General features: G+C 52.3%; 16 protein-coding genes and 1 riboswitch. Of the genes, 6 read left to right on the top strand and 10 right to left on the bottom strand.

Annotated features, from left to right (window positions below; all coding sequences use genetic code 11):
- Nucleotides 1-54: 54 nt before the first annotated feature.
- Nucleotides 55-690: a nucleotide exchange factor GrpE gene (gene grpE / locus HPC37_RS01030; protein ID WP_208121401.1), complete on the bottom strand. Its 636-nt coding sequence runs from the start codon at nt 688-690 to the stop codon at nt 55-57.
- Between the two features lie 158 nt (nt 691-848).
- On the opposite strand from grpE, the gene HPC37_RS01025 reads away from it, so the two are divergent.
- On the top strand, nt 849-1,760 hold the full coding sequence (locus HPC37_RS01025) for an NAD(+) kinase (RefSeq protein WP_208121400.1): 912 nt from the start codon (nt 849-851) through the stop codon (nt 1,758-1,760).
- Between the two features lie 77 nt (nt 1,761-1,837).
- A complete protein-coding gene (recN, locus tag HPC37_RS01020) occupies nt 1,838-3,505 on the top strand; it encodes a DNA repair protein RecN (RefSeq protein ID WP_208121399.1) in 1,668 nt (555 codons plus the stop codon).
- A 45-nt stretch (nt 3,506-3,550) separates the two neighbouring features.
- On the opposite strand, the gene betT is transcribed toward recN, so the two are convergent.
- The 8 genes from betT to yvcK form a co-directional block, all read right to left on the bottom strand.
- Entirely contained in the window at nt 3,551-5,575 is a 2,025-nt protein-coding gene (betT, locus tag HPC37_RS01015) for a choline BCCT transporter BetT (protein ID WP_208121398.1), read from the bottom strand.
- 67 nt (nt 5,576-5,642) lie between these two features.
- A complete protein-coding gene (gene betA, locus HPC37_RS01010; protein ID WP_208121397.1) occupies nt 5,643-7,328 on the bottom strand; it encodes a choline dehydrogenase in 1,686 nt (561 codons plus the stop codon).
- Nucleotides 7,329-7,379: 51 nt separating this feature from the next.
- On the bottom strand, nt 7,380-8,840 hold the full coding sequence (gene betB / locus HPC37_RS01005; RefSeq protein WP_208121396.1) for a betaine-aldehyde dehydrogenase: 1,461 nt from the start codon (nt 8,838-8,840) through the stop codon (nt 7,380-7,382).
- Nucleotides 8,841-9,088: 248 nt separating this feature from the next.
- Nucleotides 9,089-9,925 (bottom strand): cysteine ABC transporter substrate-binding protein, encoded by an 837-nt coding sequence (locus HPC37_RS01000; protein WP_208121395.1) that lies wholly within the window; start codon nt 9,923-9,925, stop codon nt 9,089-9,091.
- Nucleotides 9,926-9,934: 9 nt separating this feature from the next.
- Nucleotides 9,935-10,666 carry an amino acid ABC transporter ATP-binding protein gene (locus HPC37_RS00995; RefSeq protein ID WP_208121394.1) on the bottom strand — a complete coding sequence of 244 codons (732 nt, stop codon included), beginning with the start codon at nt 10,664-10,666 and terminating at the stop codon, nt 9,935-9,937.
- Nucleotides 10,663-11,343: an amino acid ABC transporter permease gene (locus HPC37_RS00990; protein WP_208121393.1), complete on the bottom strand. Its 681-nt coding sequence runs from the start codon at nt 11,341-11,343 to the stop codon at nt 10,663-10,665. The genes HPC37_RS00995 and HPC37_RS00990 overlap by 4 nt, the downstream gene beginning before the upstream one ends.
- Entirely contained in the window at nt 11,333-11,992 is a 660-nt protein-coding gene (locus HPC37_RS00985) for an amino acid ABC transporter permease (RefSeq protein ID WP_208121392.1), read from the bottom strand. Before HPC37_RS00985 ends, HPC37_RS00990 begins: the two co-directional genes overlap by 11 nt.
- Nucleotides 11,993-12,327: 335 nt before the next feature.
- The gene (gene yvcK / locus HPC37_RS00980; RefSeq protein ID WP_208121391.1) at nt 12,328-13,227 is read right to left on the bottom strand and encodes a uridine diphosphate-N-acetylglucosamine-binding protein YvcK; all 900 of its coding nucleotides are present in this window, start codon (nt 13,225-13,227) and stop codon (nt 12,328-12,330) included.
- Between the two features lie 171 nt (nt 13,228-13,398).
- Nucleotides 13,399-13,533: riboswitch (molybdenum cofactor riboswitch) on the top strand.
- Between yvcK and moaA the strand changes: the two genes are divergently transcribed.
- From moaA to moaE, 4 genes are all read left to right on the top strand, one after another.
- Nucleotides 13,522-14,532, top strand: coding sequence for a GTP 3',8-cyclase MoaA (gene moaA, locus HPC37_RS00975; RefSeq protein ID WP_208121390.1), 1,011 nt, complete (start codon nt 13,522-13,524; stop codon nt 14,530-14,532). (Overlaps the previous riboswitch by 12 nt.)
- Before the next feature lie 12 nt (nt 14,533-14,544).
- Nucleotides 14,545-15,024, top strand: a complete 480-nt coding sequence (moaC, locus tag HPC37_RS00970; RefSeq protein WP_208121389.1) for a cyclic pyranopterin monophosphate synthase MoaC — start codon at nt 14,545-14,547, stop codon at nt 15,022-15,024.
- Nucleotides 15,021-15,266 carry a molybdopterin synthase sulfur carrier subunit gene (moaD, locus tag HPC37_RS00965; RefSeq protein ID WP_208121388.1) on the top strand — a complete coding sequence of 82 codons (246 nt, stop codon included), beginning with the start codon at nt 15,021-15,023 and terminating at the stop codon, nt 15,264-15,266. Before moaC ends, moaD begins: the two co-directional genes overlap by 4 nt.
- The gene (gene moaE / locus HPC37_RS00960; protein WP_208121387.1) at nt 15,267-15,725 is read left to right on the top strand and encodes a molybdopterin synthase catalytic subunit MoaE; all 459 of its coding nucleotides are present in this window, start codon (nt 15,267-15,269) and stop codon (nt 15,723-15,725) included.
- Nucleotides 15,726-15,733: 8 nt separating this feature from the next.
- Here the strand turns inward: moaE and cls are convergent, their stop codons facing one another.
- Nucleotides 15,734-17,179 (bottom strand): cardiolipin synthase, encoded by a 1,446-nt coding sequence (gene cls / locus HPC37_RS00955; RefSeq protein ID WP_208121386.1) that lies wholly within the window; start codon nt 17,177-17,179, stop codon nt 15,734-15,736.
- Nucleotides 17,180-17,231: the final 52 nt, after the last annotated feature.

Here is a 17,231-nt window from a genome sequence, read left to right as displayed (position 1 = left end):
GGGCAACAAAAAAGCTGAGCGAGAGGCTCAGCTTTTATATGGTTCAGCGTGAAATTACGCGGCCACCATGACCATAGCAGGGCGGATGACGCGGCCGTTGAGGAGGTAACCTTTTTGCAAAACTTGCGTGATTTGGTTGCTCTCAAAGCCGTCGGTTGGGTTCATTGCGATAGCTTGGTGGAGATCAGGGTTGAACGCTTCGCCCACATCGCCGACCGCACTTATGCCAAATTTATTGACGGTGGAAATCAGAGATTTGTAGGTCAGTTCCACGCCGTCGAACATCGCTTTGCTGCCTTCATCAATGTCGGCGGGTTTGGAGGCGATGGCGCGCTCAAGGTTGTCTATCACCTCAAGCAGTTCTTTTGAAAATTTTTCCAAGGCAAAATTATGCGCTTTTTCCACATCTTGCTCGGCGCGGCGGCGTACGTTTTGCAGCTCGGCTTGGTTGCGCAGTTGGAGGTCTTGCAATTGTTTTTTCACATCGTCTTGCTGAGCTTTAAGCGCCTCTTCAAGCTCTTGCACGCGGGCAATCGCCTCTTCAAGGGCGTCGGCTTCTTGCTCGAGCACCGCACTTTCATCGTCTTGCGCTTGGCTGTGTTGCATCTCTGGTGCTTCTTGTGCTTTCTCGCGCGTTTCGTCTTGCGGCTCTTGAGCAGTTGGATTGGCGTGTTTTTCTTGTTCTGACATAATATTCTCCGTTTAAAGTTGCCTGGCTATTCTACCCAAAAAACGCGCCATGCGTAAGGGCGAAGCCGAATTATGCTGTTATTCTAAATGCTTTTTGATAATATAGTGGCAAAAAGTGCGGTTTCAAGGCACGCTGACTTTTACCTTTAAGAAAAACTATGCAACAACACACAGCAGATTCTCAGGCAAAACAACGTTTTAACACCATTGCATTGGTTGGCAGACCGCGCAATCATAACGCATTGCAAATGCATAAAAATATTTATCACTGGCTGCAAGAGCGTGGCCTGCGTGTGTTGGTGGAAGAAGAAATTGCCAAAGAGCTGGCGATTGCAGACAGTGATTGGGCAAGCCTTGAGCGCATTGGTGAGCAGGCGGATTTAGCCATTGTGATTGGCGGTGACGGCAATATGCTGGGCAAGGCACGGATTTTGGCGCGCTTTGATATTGCGGTGATCGGCATCAACCGTGGCCATTTGGGCTTTTTGACCGATATTGATCCGAAAAATGCCTATTCTCAACTCCATGCTTTGCTGGAAGGTGGTGAGTATTTTATCGAAGAGCGGTTTTTGCTTGAGGCGAGCATTGAGCGTGATGGGGTTGAGATCCCGATCAATAATGCGCTCAATGAGGTGGTGATTCACCCTGCTAAAATCGCGCATATGATTGATTTTCAAGTTTATATTGACAATCGCTTTGCCTTTTCTCAACGCTCAGATGGCTTGATTATCTCAACTCCTACGGGCTCCACAGCCTATTCACTCTCTGCCGGCGGCCCAATTTTAACCCCGCAATTAAACGCCATTGCCCTGGTGCCGATGTTCCCGCACACGCTCTCTTCACGCCCGCTGGTGATCGACGGCAACAGCGTGATTTCGCTGCGCTTTGCGCAATACACCGAGCGCCAGCTTGAAATCAGCTGCGACAGCCAGGTGACAGAGCTGTTTTCACCCGATGACAAAATCATTGTGCGCAAAAGCCCAGACACCTTGCGCTTGGTGCATTTGAACGATTACAACTACTTCAACGTGCTCAGCTCCAAACTCGGCTGGCTGAAAAAATTGTTCTAACGATAAAAAACGCTTTACTGTATAAAAAAACAGGATATACTGTATTTAACTGTATAAATGTTCAGTAAGGCGTGATTATGTTACTTCATCTTAGTGTTAATCAATTTGCAATTGTTCACCACCTTGAGCTTAATCTCAAGTGCGGTATGAGTGTCATCACTGGTGAAACTGGGGCAGGGAAATCCATCGCGATTGATGCCCTTGGGCTGTGTTTGGGCGAGCGCTGCGACAGCGCGATGATTCGTCACGGCCAAGAGCGCAGTGATGTGCGCGCTACTTTCAGTGTGGCGGACAACCCACAAGCGAAAGCCTGGCTTGATGAGCATGAATTGTGTGATGAAGACGCGCCAAGCCAATGCACGCTGCGCCGCGTGCTGCGCAGTGATGGCCGCTCAAAAGCGTTTATCAACAATTGCCCCGTGCCCGCCGCGCAGTTGCGTGAACTGGGGCAGTATTTTATTCAAATCAACGGCCAACACAGCACGCAACGCTTGCTGAAAAATGATTATCAACTCAGCCTGCTGGATACATTTTGCCACAACGATGGGTTGCTTGCACAAATGCATGAGGCGTTTCAAGCCTGGCGGGCGGCGAAAAAGGCGCTGCAAACATTCCAACAACAGCGTGAAAGCCAAGCAGCGCAAAAGCAGCTGCTGGAATATCAAGTCAGTGAGCTTGACGAATTTGCCCCGCAAGAAAATGAATTTGAAAGCCTAGAAGAGCAGCAAAGCTGCCTTGCCAACAGTGAGCAGATGACAGAGCTGGCGCAATCAGCGCTGAATTTACTCAGTGACGGGGCAAGCAATATCGAATCAATGCTCTACAAAGCAGGCCAACATTGTGAGGAGCTGGCGCAAATCAGTCAGCAATATGCTGGCTTGCAGCGGTATTTAGATGACGCGCTGATTCAGGTGCAAGAGGCCAGCAGCGAGCTGAGTTCACTGAGCTCCACCATTGAGCAAGACCCGCAATTGCTCGCCGAGGTGGAGCACCGCCTTGCGCAATATCTGCAATTGGCGAAAAAGCACCAAATCAAGCCGCAGCAGTTGTGCGCACAACACGAAAACTTGAAAGCCACCTTAGCGCAGTTAAGCGATGTGAGCGAAAGTGAAGCGAAATTGCAAAGTGCGGTTGAGCAGGCAGAACAGGCTATGAAACAACACGCCGAAACCCTCTCGGCGGCGCGCCGTGAAGGGGCGAAAGCCCTAAGCGATGAACTCAATGCCTTGCTTGCCTCACTGGCGATGGAAAACGCCCGTTTTGCCGTTGAGTTAAGTGATGCACCTGTCACCGCCTTAGGCGCTGATGAAGCAACTTTTATGCTGCAAGCCAACCTTGGCCAAAGTTTGCAGCCGTTGGCGAAAGTGGCCTCTGGCGGTGAGCTGTCACGCATTGCGCTGGCATTGCAGGCCTTGACGGCGGATAAATACGCCATCCCAACCTTGATTTTTGATGAAATCGACACCGGCATCAGCGGCGCGACTGCTACCGTGGTGGGCAAATTGCTGCATCAATTAGGGCAGAAATGCCAAGTGCTGTGCGTGACCCACCTGCCGCAAGTGGCTGCGTTTGGTGATCATCACTTCAGTGTGGAAAAATTCACTCACAACAGTGAAACCATCACCGAGATGACCGCACTTGATGATGAGCAGCGCATTTATGCACTCTCCAAACTGCTGGGTGGTTCAGCGGTGACCAAAACCACGCTGGCTAACGCTAAAGAGCTGTTGCAGCTGGCGAGTTAATTTAGGCATAAAAAAACGGCTCCTGTGAGCCGTTTTGGTGTTTCATTAGTGGTCAAGGTGCAAGAACTGCATATGACGCTCGTATTGGTTGAGCATATCGGTGATGATTTGCTCTTTACTGTAACCGACAAGGTCATACTCTTGGCTGCCTTCCCGCAGGAACACTTCCGCACGGTAGTAGTGCTCTTCACGCGAGTTGGTAATATTCCCCGCCTGACCAAGTGCCAGCACAGGCTTGATGGCTTTGATCAACCGCACTTCATAGATGAAATCTTCTTCGGTGTCTGGGCTGTCATCGCCGTGCACTACGTGGAAGACAAGTTCAGAGCCGTCTTCGTTGCGGTCAATGCGTGAGAAGATGCCTTTGTTTTTCAGCTCATTGGCCACATCCTGCATCGCAGGTTCAATGCTTTGGTGCATAAAGCCGAGTACAGTTTTCTTGCTTGGGAAGTGGACAATACGCGCCAAACGTTCACGCCAAGTGCGGCCGCCTTGGAACACAGGCGCCATGTCAACGTTGCTGGCTTTGCGTTTTTTGCCCTCGCGGCTAAGGCTCAACCACATGGAAGCCATGTAAATTAACAGCACGATGGAAAACGGCAAACCTGCCACCACCGAAACCGCCTGCAATGAGCTAAAGCCACCGGCAAACAACAAGCCAAGTGTGATAAGCCCAGTGGCCGCCGCCCAGAACAAACGCAACCAAATGGGCGCGTCCGCACCTGAGGCGAGGTTTTTCGAGCTTAAGTTCGCCAACACCAAAGCACCGGAGTCGGCTGAGGTGACGAAGAAGATCAAGCCGATCACCACAGCCATAGAGGCCCAGACCGAGGCTAATGGATATTGATCAAAGAGTACAAACATCCCCATGGCAGGGTCATCAAGGGCGATTTGGCCAAGCTCGGTTGCACCGTTGCTGACAAGGTCGATGGCGCTGTTGCCGAAGATTGAAAACCACGCAAAAATAAAGCCCAGTGGGATGAACATTACGCCGAAGACAAATTCACGCAAGGTGCGCCCGCGCGAGATGCGCGCGATAAACAGGCCCACAAACGGCGCCCACGCAACCCACCAGGCCCAGAAGAACACAGTCCACCACGATTTCCATTCAGCGCCGTGCTCGCCTTCATAGGCATAAACATCAAAGGTTTTGGCGATGATAGTTTGGAAGTAGTCACCAATGTTTTCAGTAAATGCGTTGAGCAAGAAGATAGTCGGGCCCATCACAAGCAGGGCGATCAACAAAATGGTCGCGCCGCCCATGTTGATTTCAGACAAACGACGCACGCCTTTTTCCACCCCAGACATGGCAGAAAGCCCCGCCACAACGGTCACCCCGATGATGATGGCAGATTGTACAAATTTGCTGGATTCCACGCCAAACACGTGGGTTAACCCCGCGTTGGCTTGCAGCACGCCGATCCCAAGGGAGGTGGCGATACCCAGCAGTGTACACACCACACCAAAGGTATCAACGCTGTGGCCAAGCCAGCCGTCGGTGCGTTTTTGCCCAAACACAGGCACCAACGCACTGCGCAGCGCCAGTGGCAAGTTTTGGCGATAAGCAAAATAGGCCAGCGCCATGCCGATCAAGGCGTAAATGCCCCAGCCGTGCAAGCCCCAGTGCAAAAAGGTTTGCGCCAGTGCCGCGCGCGCCGCCGCTGGTGTGCCGCCCTCGCCCATGTTGGGTGTGAGGTAGTGCGCTAACGGCTCGGAGGCACCGAAAAAGAGCAAATCAATCCCGATACCCGCAGAGAACAGCATCGCCGCCCACGCCAAGAAGGGGAAGTCAGGTTTGTCGTGATCTTGCCCAAGTTTAATGTCGCCGTAGCGCGACACCCCCACAAATAGGGCAAAAATCGTGTAGGCGGCCACCACGAGCATGTAGTACCAACCGAAGGTGTCAGACACCCAGCGCAGGGAGTTGTCGAGCAACTGGCCACTGGTTTCTGGGAACAAGATGGTAAAAAGAATTAAGGCAATGGATAAAATTGCCGAGGCGAGGAAGACAATTTTATTCACTGACAATTGGGCATTGTCAGCCTCAGTCGCCTTTGTTTGACTGTGCATATACAATTTTCCTTTTGTTGTGTTTATGTGAGTTGACCGCACTTTAAAACCTAAAGTGCGGTTGAGGTTATTTCCGTTTTGGTTCGCCGTGCAGTGGTGCACCGTTGGCGACATAGTAGTCGACTTTAGCGCGCGCCAATGGCGTGTTGCCACGGATGCGATCGGCAATTTTCTCTGCCAACATCACGGTGGTCGCGTTTAAGTTACCCGTGATGATATTTGGCATGATTGACGCATCTACTACACGCAAGCCGTCGATACCATGTACGCGACCTTGGCCGTCAACCACCGCATCGTTGCCTTCACCCATAGCACAAGTACAGGATGGATGGTAGGCGGTTTCGGCGTGGTTACGCACATATTCGTCAAGCTGCGCGTCAGTGGTGATGTCCTCTGTTGGGGTGATCACTTTGCCGCGGTATGGGTCAAGTGCTGGTTGGTTCATAATCTCACGGGTGATGCGAATCGCCGCGCGGAACTCTTCCCAGTCTTGCTCGTGGCTCATGTAGTTGAACAAAATGCTTGGGTGCGCTTTCGGGTCACGCGAGAGCAGCTTGATGCGCCCGCGGCTTAGTGAGCGCATGGAGCCCACGTGGGCTTGGAAGCTGTGGGATTTCGCGGCATTGCGTCCGTCATAGCGTACCGCAATCGGTAAGAAGTGGTATTGAATATTTGGCCATTCAAATTTTTCATCACTGCGGATGAAGCCACCGGCTTCAAAGTGGTTGGTTGCCCCCAAGCCTGTGCCGTTGAACAGCCACTCGGCGCCGATTGCAGGCTTGTTCCACCAGTTAGTGGCAGGGGAGATAGACACTGGCTGCAAGCACTCATATTGCATATAAAGCTCAAGGTGGTCTTGCAAGTTGTTGCCCACACCTGGCAGGTCTAAAATTTCTTTCACACCTGCTTCACGCAACCATTCGCCAGGGCCCACGCCTGAGCGTTGCAAAATTTGCGGGGAGGCAATAGCACCGGCGCACAGCAGCACTTCACGTTTCGCGTAGGCAGTTTTGCTCTCGCCTTTGTGCTCAAATTTCACGCCTTTGGCACGTTTGTTTTCAATAATGATGGTATCGGTCATCGCTTGGGTCAAAATGGTTAAACGATCACGGTGCTTCGCCATGTCGAGATAACCACGCGCTGTTGATGAGCGGCGACCATTTGGGGTGACAAAGCGATCCATCGGGCCAAAGCCCTCTTGTTGATAGCCGTTTAAGTCATCAGTGCGCGGGTAACCTGCATCCACACCCGCTTGAATCATGGCTTCAAACAGTGGGTTAACGTCTTTTTTCGCGGTGGTGACATGCACAGGGCCGTTGCCACCGTGGTAGTCATTGCCGCCGGCATCACGCTGTTCGGCTTTTTTGAAATATGGTAAACAGTCGAGATACGTCCAGTCTTCCAAGCCTGGGATTTTGGCCCAGTGGTCGAAATCGAGCGCGTTACCGCGAATGTAGCACATGCCGTTGATAAGCGATGATCCGCCCAAGCCCTTACCGCGGCCGCAATCCATACGGCGATTGTTCATGTGCGGTTCTGGATCGGTTTTATAGCCCCAGTTGTACATCCGCCCTTGCAATGGCATTGCCAGCGCTGCGGGCATTTGGGTGCGGAAATCTAGGCGGTAATCTGGGTGGCCGGCTTCGAGCAGCAGCACGCTGACGTCGGCGTCTTCGGTCAGGCGCGCAGCAAGCACGTTGCCCGCCGAGCCTGCGCCAATGATAATATAATCATATTCTTGAAAAGTTGACATAAGTTTCCCTTTTGTTGTTATTGTTGATCCAAAATACAAAGTGCGGTCAGCTTAAAACACGCTGACAAAAGGTTCGAGCTCCACTTGCACGGATTTGGTTTGGGTGTAATGCATCAATGTTTGAATGCCGTTTTCACGCCCCACGCCAGATTGCTTATAGCCACCCACTGGCATTGGCGCTGGGGATTCGCCCCAGGTGTTGACCCAGCAAATGCCCGCTTCAATTTGCGCAATGATGCGGTGCGCGCGTTTGAGATCGTTTGTCACCACGCCGGCTGCAAGGCCGTATTCGGTGTTATTAGCGCGCTCAATGGCCTCTTGCTCTGTTTCATAGCTAAGAATGCTCATCACGGGGCCAAAAATTTCCTCTTGCACAATGGTCATGTTATCTAGGCAGTCTGTGAACACTGTTGGTGCCACATAAGCGCCATTGGCAAACTCACCGCCTAAGCGCTCACCACCGCAGAGCAATGTCGCGCCTTGTGCTTTGCCCTTTTCGATAAAGCCAAGCACCTTTTCCATGTGTGGGAAGCTCACCAGCGGGCCAAAGTTGGTATCTGGATTTGTTGGGTCGCCAATCTTTATGCGTTTCACGCGCGCGAGCACTTTTTGCTCAAACTCAGCTTTCAATTTGGCTGGCACAAACACGCGCGTACCGTTGGTGCACACTTGCCCTGAGCTGTAAAAGTTAGCCATCATTGCAATATCAGCCGCTTGGTCTAAATCGGCATCATCACAAATAATCAGTGGGGATTTGCCGCCAAGCTCCATGGTCACCTCTTTCAAGGTGGACGATGAGGCCTGTGCCATCACTTTTTTGCCGGTGGGCACGCCGCCGGTGAACGACACTTTGGCAATATTTGGGTGATCGCTCAACGCTTGGCCGACGCGGTAGTCGCCTTGCACCACATTGAACACGCCATCTGGCAGGCCAGCTTCGGTGAAAATTTCAGCCAGCTTAAGTGCGGTCAGCGGGGTGACTTCACTTGGTTTGAAGATCATCGCATTGCCCGCCGCCAACGCTGGCGCAGCTTTCCACATCGCGATTTGAATAGGGTAGTTCCACGCGCCGATGCCGGCCACTACGCCCAGTGGCTCTTGGCGGGTGTACACAAAGCTGGTTTCCCGCAGCGGGATTTGGCGGCCTTCAATGGCCACGGCTAGGCCTGCGTAATATTCAATCACATCGGCACCAGTGACAATGTCCACCGCTTCGGTTTCAGAGTATGGCTTGCCAGTGTCTTGGGTTTCCAGCGCGGCGAGTTCGTCGTTGCGCGCACGCAGCAGCTCAACGGCCTTGAGCAAAATACGGCTGCGCTCAACTGGCGTCATTGTCGCCCAAATTTTTTGCCCTTTGACCGCACTTTGTACGGCAAGATTAATTTCGTCATTATCGCTTTGTTGAATTTTGGCAAGCACGTCGCCGGTGGCTGGATTAATGGTGTCAAAAGTCTCTGCGTTATTTTTCAGTTCAACATAACGCCCGTTAATATAAGCAGTTTGCGTTTTCATAATGTCCTTTTTTGTTATTTTCAGAGTTATGAATAAAGCAAAGTGCGGTCAAAATGCAATAATAATCAATCGGATATCCATCTTTATTGGCACCGCACTTTGCACATTTTGGCAATGGAATGTTAAGGTGGAAATAACATTTCTGCGAAAAATTAACGGTATTTTAACATAGCGTGACGAATTTGTCACATGGGTGATATTTCGATTCTAAAGTATTAAAAAAGCTAAGCCGAAGCTTAGCTTTGTGATTATTTCTCGCCAACAAGAATTTCATCTTCTTTAATATCATCGCCGTACACTGGCAGCAGCGTTTTTTGGTAGGCTTGTTGCAAGCGCCCGTCGCGCGCAAGTGTGGTGATTTCATCATTGAGCCAGTTGAGCAGCTTGTCGTTGCCTTTTTTTACCGCGGGTGCGATGTATTCCACCTCGCCTAAGCGCGACACGCCCACACTGAAGCCTGGGTTTTCTTTGCTCCACGCCAGTAGCAAGGTGTTGTCATGAGCTACCGCCGCACCGCGTTTGTCGCGCAGCGCCTCAAAGGTTTCGGTGTTTTGCTCAAATTTCAGCAGCTTGATGTCAGGGTAGTGCTTGGTGAAATAGGTATCCGCCGTCGTGCCTTTGTTGACAATCAGCGTTTTGTCTTTCAGCGCATCAACGCTATCAATTGGCGCGTCTTTAGGCGAAACAATGCCCAGGGCGACTTGCATATATGGCTTGGCAAAATCCACCACTTCTGCCCGCGCTGGCGTGTGGGTGAAGTTCGCCAAAATAATATCGACTTTATCCGATTGCAAGTACTCCACGCGGTTGGCGGCTTCGACCACCACAAACCGCACTTTTGCAGCATCGCCGAGCAGATCGTGGGTGATCGCTTTGCCAATTTCGACATCAAACCCTTGGTTTTGCCCTTGTTTATCAACATAGCCAAACGGTGGTTTGTCGCCAAACACGCCAATGCGCACCACGTCATTTTGCTTGATTTGCGCCAGCGCATCGGTGGCTTTGTTGTCATCACAGCCACTTAACACACTACTCAGCGCGCCAAGGCCAATAAAAAGTGCGGTCAGTTTTTTGAAGTGTTTCATCTAAGCTCCTTAGTAGTTAAGCATATTTAAAAAGTGCTGAGCACGTTGCGTTTCAGGGTGGTTGAAAAACTGGTGCGGCGGCGCGATTTCCAAAATCTCGCCGTGATCCATAAACACGATGCGGTCGGCCACCTTTTCGGCAAAGCCCATTTCATGGGTGACAATTACCATGGTCATGCCCTTTTGCGCGAGGGTTAAAATCACATCAAGCACCTCGCGCACCATTTCGGGGTCAAGGGCAGCGGTGACTTCGTCAAACAGCATAATCTCAGGGTTCATGCACAGCGCGCGAACAATTGCGATGCGCTGCTTTTGCCCGCCGGAGAGCTCGCGCGGGTAGGCGAGTTTGCGCGCTTTCAGCCCGACAATCTCGAGCAGGGCATCGGCTTGGGCTTCCACCTCCGCGCGTTGGCGTTTTTGCACCTTGGTTGGGCCGAGCAAAATGTTGTCAATCACGTTCATGTGGGCAAAAAGCTCATAACTTTGGAACACCATGCCAATGTGCTCGCGCGCTTGCTCCCAGCGGATGTCGTGGCCCAAGCGGCCAAAAGGGGCGAGGGTGATGTCACCTTGATTGGGTGTTTCAAGCCCGTTGATGCAGCGCAGCAAGGTGCTCTTGCCGCAGCCAGAGGGGCCTAAAATCACGACCACTTCGCCGGTCTCAACGCTGAGATCAATGCCGTTTAAAATCGGCTTGTCGCCGAAGGATTTGTGGATGTTGTGTAATGTGAGTTTGCTCATAGTCCGTCCTCATGGGCAAAGCGTTTTTCTAAAAAATAAGAAAGCTGGGTTAATGGGTAGCAAATGATAAAATAGAGCGCCATGATCACGCCGTAGATCCAAAGTGCGGTATTTTGCGAGCTCAACAGTGAGGTTTCGATCACCTGCTGGCCGACTTTGATCACCTCCAGCACGCCAATTAGCATTGCCAATGAGCTGGTTTTGATCATCCGCGTGAACAGGTTAATCGCCCCCGGCGTGATGCGGCGGATGCTTTGCGGCAGCGCGATGTAGCGGATAATTTGCCCGCGCTTGAGCCCAAGAGCATAGGCCGATTCAATTTGGTGCTTTTCAATTGACGAAAACGCCCCGCGCACCAAATCGCCCATTTCCGCCGCGCCCCAAAAGACAAACACCATAATGCATACCTGTACATTGTCCCACTGCACGTGGAACCACTTCGCCAGGCCAAAATAGCCAATAAACAGCAGCACCAACAGCGGCATGGTGCGCACCAGCTCGAGATAAAAGCGGCAGACAAGCCTTAGCCAGCGCTTGTGGCTCAGCATTGCAATGCCCACCAGCACGCCCAAAATCAGCGAAAAGAACACCGAGATAAACGAGATTTTGGCGGTGAGCCATAATCCGTCAAGCAAACGGGCAAAATTTTGCCCCTCAAACAGCACATTAATGCCCATACGCCGCCCTCCGTTGCTTGCGCTCAAGCGCGCTGATGCCCCACGACAGCGGCAGCAAAATCAGCAAATAAAACACCACCAGTAAAAAAAGCGCCTCGTTGGTTTTGTAATCCATGCCGATCACATCTTTGGTGATAAACATCAGCTCACCCACGGCAATGGCGCTGACCACGGAGGTTTCTTTGACTAAAAACAAACAATTGGCACCCAAGCTTGGCAGCGCGACGGCGTTGGCTTGCGGCAGCACGACGTGATAAAACACTTGGCATGGGCGCAAGCCTAAACTTTTGCCCGCCTCAATTTGTTTTATCGACACCGCGCCAATGCCCGCACGGAAAGATTCCGCCATGTAAGCACCGCCCAAAAACGCCAGCCCAATCACCGCGCAGGCAAAGCCGCTTAAGCTAATGCCGAGTTTAGTTAAGCCAAAATAGAGGAAAAACAGCTGAATCAACAGCGGCGTGTTGCGCGATAGTTCAATATAGCCTTTGCACAAGGCGCTCAACACCGGCCAGCGGTAGCTTATTGCCAAGGCGCACACAAGCCCAATGACCAGCGACAACACAATCGCCAACCCCGAAAGCGCCAACGTAATCAGCGCCGCGTTGGCAAACTGCGGCACAGCACCGGCCACATAATCCCAATTCATAAAACCCTCACAACTAACATCGAGTGAGATTATGCTAGCGCAATTAGTCGCGATTAATTAATAGGCTTTTTTGATGAGATATAACCAAAAGTTCTAAAAACTTAATCAAGACCAGGAGAAAGATATTATGATCACAAATTCACGGGGATTGAAAAAGGCGACTTTTTGGAAATGACCTCTCGCTTATCTAGTGCGGAGATTCCCAAAAGTCGCCTTTATCTAATATCAATGATAGACGTTAATTGCAGATTTTACAAGACGATGATACCTGTGATCCCCTCAACAAATCCCCCAACAATGAATCCATCTCAGCCAAAATTAAAAGTTCTAAAAACTCAAAGTGCGGTTAGGAGTTCGTCGAGGTATTGGCAGAGCAAAGTGCGGTCGTGGCGGTAGTGGACTTCGCTGTCGTTGAGGGTTTGGGCGATCACTTTTTTGCCCTCAAGGCCTTGGATGCAGGCTTGTGGGTGGGTGATGACGCCTTGCACGGTGCGTTGGATGCGTTGCTCAATCCAACACAAACGATCGTGGAGGTGCAAGTTGGCTGCGGGGCTGTGCTCTGCGCCGAGGTTGTCGATAAACACAATGTGCGCTGCACTTTGGGCGATGGCCTCGGCCAGCTCGGCGGTGAGCAGTGGCGGCATGATGCTGGTGAAAAAGCTGCCCGGCCCAAGCAAAATGAGTTGTGCGTTGGCCACGGCGCTGACGGCCTCATCGGTGGCGGGCACATTGGGCAGCAAAAAAAGTTCGCTTGGGGTGGTGGTGAGCTGGTCAATGTTCACCTCGCCGACCACGGTTTCCCCAGTGGGCATGCGCGCAGCGATGTGCACGGGCAGCTCCGACATGGGGATGAGGTTGGCTTTTACGCGTAAGAAATTGCGCACCAATTTAATACTTTCAAACGGGCGGATGTGCAGATCTTCCAACGCACGGAAGATCAAATTGCCTAAATTGTGCCCTGAAAGCTCGCCTTGGCCTTGAAAGCGGTATTCAAAAATCGCCGCCGCGGTCGACGGCGTGTCGTTGAGTTGCATTAAGCAGTTGCGGATATCCCCCCACGCGATGCCGCCTTGTTGCGCGCGAATGCGCCCGGTGGAGCTGCCGTTGTCGGTGGTGGTGACAATGCCGGTTAAGCGAGATTCTAAAAAGTTTAAACTGGCCATCACCCGCCCAAGGCCGTGCCCGCCGCCAATGGCGACAACAGAGGAAAGCGCGTTGAGGTTAGGGTAGTGCATAACGGCCTGCTTGGTTAATTGTTTGTTTCATTCTAATCAAATTACCCAGGCTTGTCAGTAGCGGTGGTGAAATCTGTGTGCTCACTCACATTTTGAGGGGGCTTGTTGCGCGCATCTTAAGCGATACGCCTAATTAGGGATTGCGTATGCCAGAACAACACTTTAGAATGAATCAAAAGCATTCTCCGAGCTCAGCAGCCTACGTTGAAAAATACGGCTGCCAGCCTGTTAGCAATTTTGCTACGCCGGATACGCTGGAAACGGCCTGTCCGCTCGTGTTTAGAAAGGTGTTTAATGCAACAAATCCCTATCCGTGATGTCGGCGGCACGCTCGTTGACCGATATGCACGGCAATATCACTATCTGCGGCTTTCAATTACCGATGTGTGTAATTTTAAGTGCAACTACTGCTTGCCCGACGGTTACAAGCCAAGTGCGTCGCGCACGCCGTTTTTGCGCGTGGATGAAATCCGCCGCGTGATCAATGGCTTCGCCGAGCTTGGCACCCGCAAAGTGCGGTTGACCGGCGGCGAGCCAACCCTGCGCAAGGATTTCACCGCGATTATCGACACCGTGCGCCAAAACGCGGCGATTGACACCATCGCACTGACCACCAACGGCTACCGCATGGCCAAATCAGTGCATGAGTGGCGTGCAGCTGGCCTTGATGCCATCAATGTGAGCGTGGATAGCCTTGACCCGAAACTGTTTCATCAAATCACGGGGGAAAATTTATTCCACCAAGTGATGGCGGGCATTGAGCGTGCGCTGGAGGTGGGTTATTCGCAAATCAAGGTCAACTCGGTGCTGATGAAAGGGCTCAATGAGCGCGATTTCAACGCCTTTTTGCGCTGGGTGAAAGACAAGCCGATTCAAATGCGTTTTATTGAATTGATGCAAACCGGCGAGATGGACCACTTCTTCTCGCAATATCACCTCTCAGGCGCGGTGTTGATGCAAAAGCTCCAGCAAAACGGCTGGCAGCTGCAACAGCGAGCGCTCACCGACGGGCCGGCCAAAGTGTTCACCCACCCCGATTATGTCGGCAGCATTGGCTTGATTATGCCGTATGCCAAAAACTTCTGCGCCGATTGCAACCGCCTGCGCGTGTCAGCCAAAGGGCAGCTGCATTTGTGCTTGTTTGGTGAAGAGGGCATTGACCTGCGTGATTTGCTGCAAGCTGACAGCCAACAAGCTCAGCTGAAATTGCGCTTGCAACAAGCGCTCGGCAGCAAGCGAGAACATCATTATTTACACCAAGGCGACAGCGGCGTGCGCGCGCATCTCGCCTCAATTGGTGGCTGATTTAAGGTTTTTATGACAACATTTACCCACATTAATGCCAACGGCGAGGCCAATATGGTTGACGTTGGTGACAAACTTGAAACAGCCCGTGAGGCAAGGGCTGAAGCACTTGTGACAATGTCACAACAAACCCTGTCCATGATCATCAACGGCGAGCATCACAAAGGCGATGTGTTCGCCACTGCGCGCATTGCGGGCATTCAAGCCGCCAAGCGCACATGGGAACTGATCCCGCTGTGTCATCCATTGCTGCTCACCAAAGTTGAAGTGCGCCTTGAGCCGATTGTGGAGCGTAACCAAGTGCGGATTGAAAGCCTTTGCCGCTTGCGTGGCAAAACGGGCGTGGAAATGGAAGCGCTGACCGCCGCCAGTGTGGCCGCCTTGACCATTTATGACATGTGCAAAGCCGTGCAAAAAGACATGGTGATCGAACACGTGCGGTTGCTGAGCAAATCTGGCGGCAAGTCGGGCGAATTTAAGGCGGGCGCATGATCACAGTGAAATTTTTTGCCCAAGTGCGTGAGCTGGTCGGCACTGATGAACTCACGCTTGACCGCACTTTTGACACCGCCGAGCAGCTGCGCCAAGCACTGAGCGACAACGGCCCAAAATGGGCGCTAGCGCTGGAAAAGGGCAAATTGCTGGTGGCGATTAACCAAGAACTGCGCGAGCTGGAAAGCCCAATTGCCGACGGCGATGAGGTGGCCTTTTTCCCGCCGGTGACAGGGGGCTAAATGACCGACATTCAGATTGGCGTGCAACAATCGGAGTTTGACCAAAGTGCGGTTTACCGCTGGCTTTCGGCCTTGCCAAAAAGTGGTGCGGTGGTGATGTTTGTCGGCAAAGTGCGCGAAATGAACCTCGGTGACGATGTGCAAACCCTCACCCTTGAGCATTACCCCGGCATGACAGAAAAGGCACTGCGTGAGATTGTCGAGCTGGCCTGCCAGCGCTGGGCGCTGGATCGCGTTAGTGTCATCCACCGCGTGGGCACATTGGCCACGGGCGATGAAATTGTGCTGGTGGGGGTGAGTTGCGCCCACCGTGGCAGTGCCTATCAAGCCAATGAATTTATAATGGATTACCTCAAAACCCGCGCGCCGTTTTGGAAAAAAGAGCAAACCTCACATGGCGAGCGCTGGATTGAAGCGCGCGATTGCGACCAACACAGCGCTGAACGTTGGCAAAAGTAAAAGTGCGGTCACAGCACGGGGCTGACGGTGGCGATAACATTTTGCCAGATGCGGCGATAAAACGGCCACGCCGCCACATCTTCTAGCCGCACTTCAACCGCACTTTGTAAATAGGCCTGCTGGCGTTCAAAAATCGCCTCGCTGGTGGCGGCATCTTGCAGCAAAATGTTGTTTTCATAATTCAAATTAAAACTGCGCATATCCAAATTGGTCGAGCCAATCAGGCTGACAAGCGTGTCGATCGTCAACGTTTTGGCATGCAGCAGCCCACCTTGGAATTCAAAAATCCGCACGCCTGATTGCAGCAAGCGTTTGTAGTGGCTGCGACTGGCGGCTGAAACCACCCACGAGTCATTGCGCCGTGGGAAAATCAGCGTGACATCGACCCCGCGCAATGCCGCGGCACACAGGCTTTCAATTGTCATGGTATCAGGCACAAAATAGGGCGTGGAGAGCACAATCTGTGTTCGCGCACAGTTAAACAGCGTTGAAAACAGCTGCGGGCTGGAGTTGTGGCGCTCGGTTGGGCCGTCGCCAATCACCTGCGCTGGGAAGCCGCTGTCAGGCGCGCGTGATGGCTCAACAGGCACTGTGTGGCTCGGCGGTGTGAACGCCTCACCGCGCGCTGCCAGCCAATCGCTTTCAAACAACAGCTGCATCTGCTTGACCACATCGTCTTCAAAGCGCAGCAAAATATCCACCCACGGGGCAAATTTTGCCTTGATCCGAAATTCAGGATCGGCGCAATTTTGGCTGCCACAATAGAGAATTTGCCCGTCGATTAGCGTGATTTTGCGGTGATTGCGCAAATCCAGCCGGCTGGTGATGATGGTTTTCAGCGGATGATTAATCGGCAACGCCACCGCCAGCTCAGCGCCAGCTTCGCGCATTTTTTGCCAATGACGAGAACGCACAAACAGTCGCGAGCCAAGGCCGTCTACCATCACGCGGCATTTCACCCCGCGCTGGGCGCATGCTACCACTGCATCTGCCACACGCTGGCCAGTGGTGTCGTCGAGCCAAATGTAATAGAGAATATCCACACTGTGCTGGGCGTTTAAAATGTCTTGCGCAAGGCGCTCGCGCGCGCTGTGGGCATCGGCCATCAGTTCGGCGTGATTGCCGGTTAAGGTGTGAAAGCCGTTAATTGAGGCAGCATAGGCAAACGCGGGGCGGTAGGGCTCAAGGATATCGCGCTCGCTTTGGCGTTGGTGGCTGATAAGTGCGGGGTAGTGCTCGCGCAGTTGGCTAAAAAGGGTGCGATACTCTGTGCTAAAACGCCGACCGATGTTGTTTTCACCAAAGAAAAGGTAAAGTGCGGTGCCGATATAAGGCACAATCACCAGCACCACAAACCACGCCAGCCGCGTGCTCGGCTCAAGGTCGTCGCGCAGCAAGATGCGCAGGGTAAAGGTAAAAACCAGCGCAATGTGCAACAGCGTAAGAATTAGCATAACACCCCCAAAAATAGGCAAAAAAAGAGCGCACAAGGCGCTCTTTCATTCA

It is taken from the genome of Spirabiliibacterium mucosae (assembly GCF_014884965.1).
GTDB lineage: Bacteria > Pseudomonadota > Gammaproteobacteria > Enterobacterales > Pasteurellaceae > Spirabiliibacterium > Spirabiliibacterium mucosae.
Note: the sequence above shows the minus strand (reverse complement) of the source record. Positions and strands in the feature narration are given on the sequence as shown.

Bases quoted from the DNA above. Each gene is read 5' to 3' on its own strand.
- HPC37_RS01000 (WP_208121395.1), bottom strand. From the start codon at position 9,925: ATGAAACACTTCAAAAAACTGACCGCACTTTTTATTGGCCTTGGCGCG.
- HPC37_RS01025 (WP_208121400.1), top strand. From the start codon at position 849: ATGCAACAACACACAGCAGATTCTCAGGCAAAACAACGTTTTAACACC.
- grpE (WP_208121401.1), bottom strand. From the start codon at position 690: ATGTCAGAACAAGAAAAACACGCCAATCCAACTGCTCAAGAGCCGCAA.
- recN (WP_208121399.1), top strand. From the start codon at position 1,838: ATGTTACTTCATCTTAGTGTTAATCAATTTGCAATTGTTCACCACCTT.
- cls (WP_208121386.1), bottom strand. From the start codon at position 17,179: ATGCTAATTCTTACGCTGTTGCACATTGCGCTGGTTTTTACCTTTACC.
- HPC37_RS00990 (WP_208121393.1), bottom strand. From the start codon at position 11,343: ATGGGCATTAATGTGCTGTTTGAGGGGCAAAATTTTGCCCGTTTGCTT.
- moaC (WP_208121389.1), top strand. From the start codon at position 14,545: ATGACAACATTTACCCACATTAATGCCAACGGCGAGGCCAATATGGTT.
- HPC37_RS00985 (WP_208121392.1), bottom strand. From the start codon at position 11,992: ATGAATTGGGATTATGTGGCCGGTGCTGTGCCGCAGTTTGCCAACGCG.
- betB (WP_208121396.1), bottom strand. From the start codon at position 8,840: ATGAAAACGCAAACTGCTTATATTAACGGGCGTTATGTTGAACTGAAA.
- betA (WP_208121397.1), bottom strand. From the start codon at position 7,328: ATGTCAACTTTTCAAGAATATGATTATATTATCATTGGCGCAGGCTCG.
- yvcK (WP_208121391.1), bottom strand. From the start codon at position 13,227: ATGCACTACCCTAACCTCAACGCGCTTTCCTCTGTTGTCGCCATTGGC.
- moaE (WP_208121387.1), top strand. From the start codon at position 15,267: ATGACCGACATTCAGATTGGCGTGCAACAATCGGAGTTTGACCAAAGT.
- moaA (WP_208121390.1), top strand. From the start codon at position 13,522: ATGCAACAAATCCCTATCCGTGATGTCGGCGGCACGCTCGTTGACCGA.
- betT (WP_208121398.1), bottom strand. From the start codon at position 5,575: ATGCACAGTCAAACAAAGGCGACTGAGGCTGACAATGCCCAATTGTCA.
- moaD (WP_208121388.1), top strand. From the start codon at position 15,021: ATGATCACAGTGAAATTTTTTGCCCAAGTGCGTGAGCTGGTCGGCACT.
- HPC37_RS00995 (WP_208121394.1), bottom strand. From the start codon at position 10,666: ATGAGCAAACTCACATTACACAACATCCACAAATCCTTCGGCGACAAG.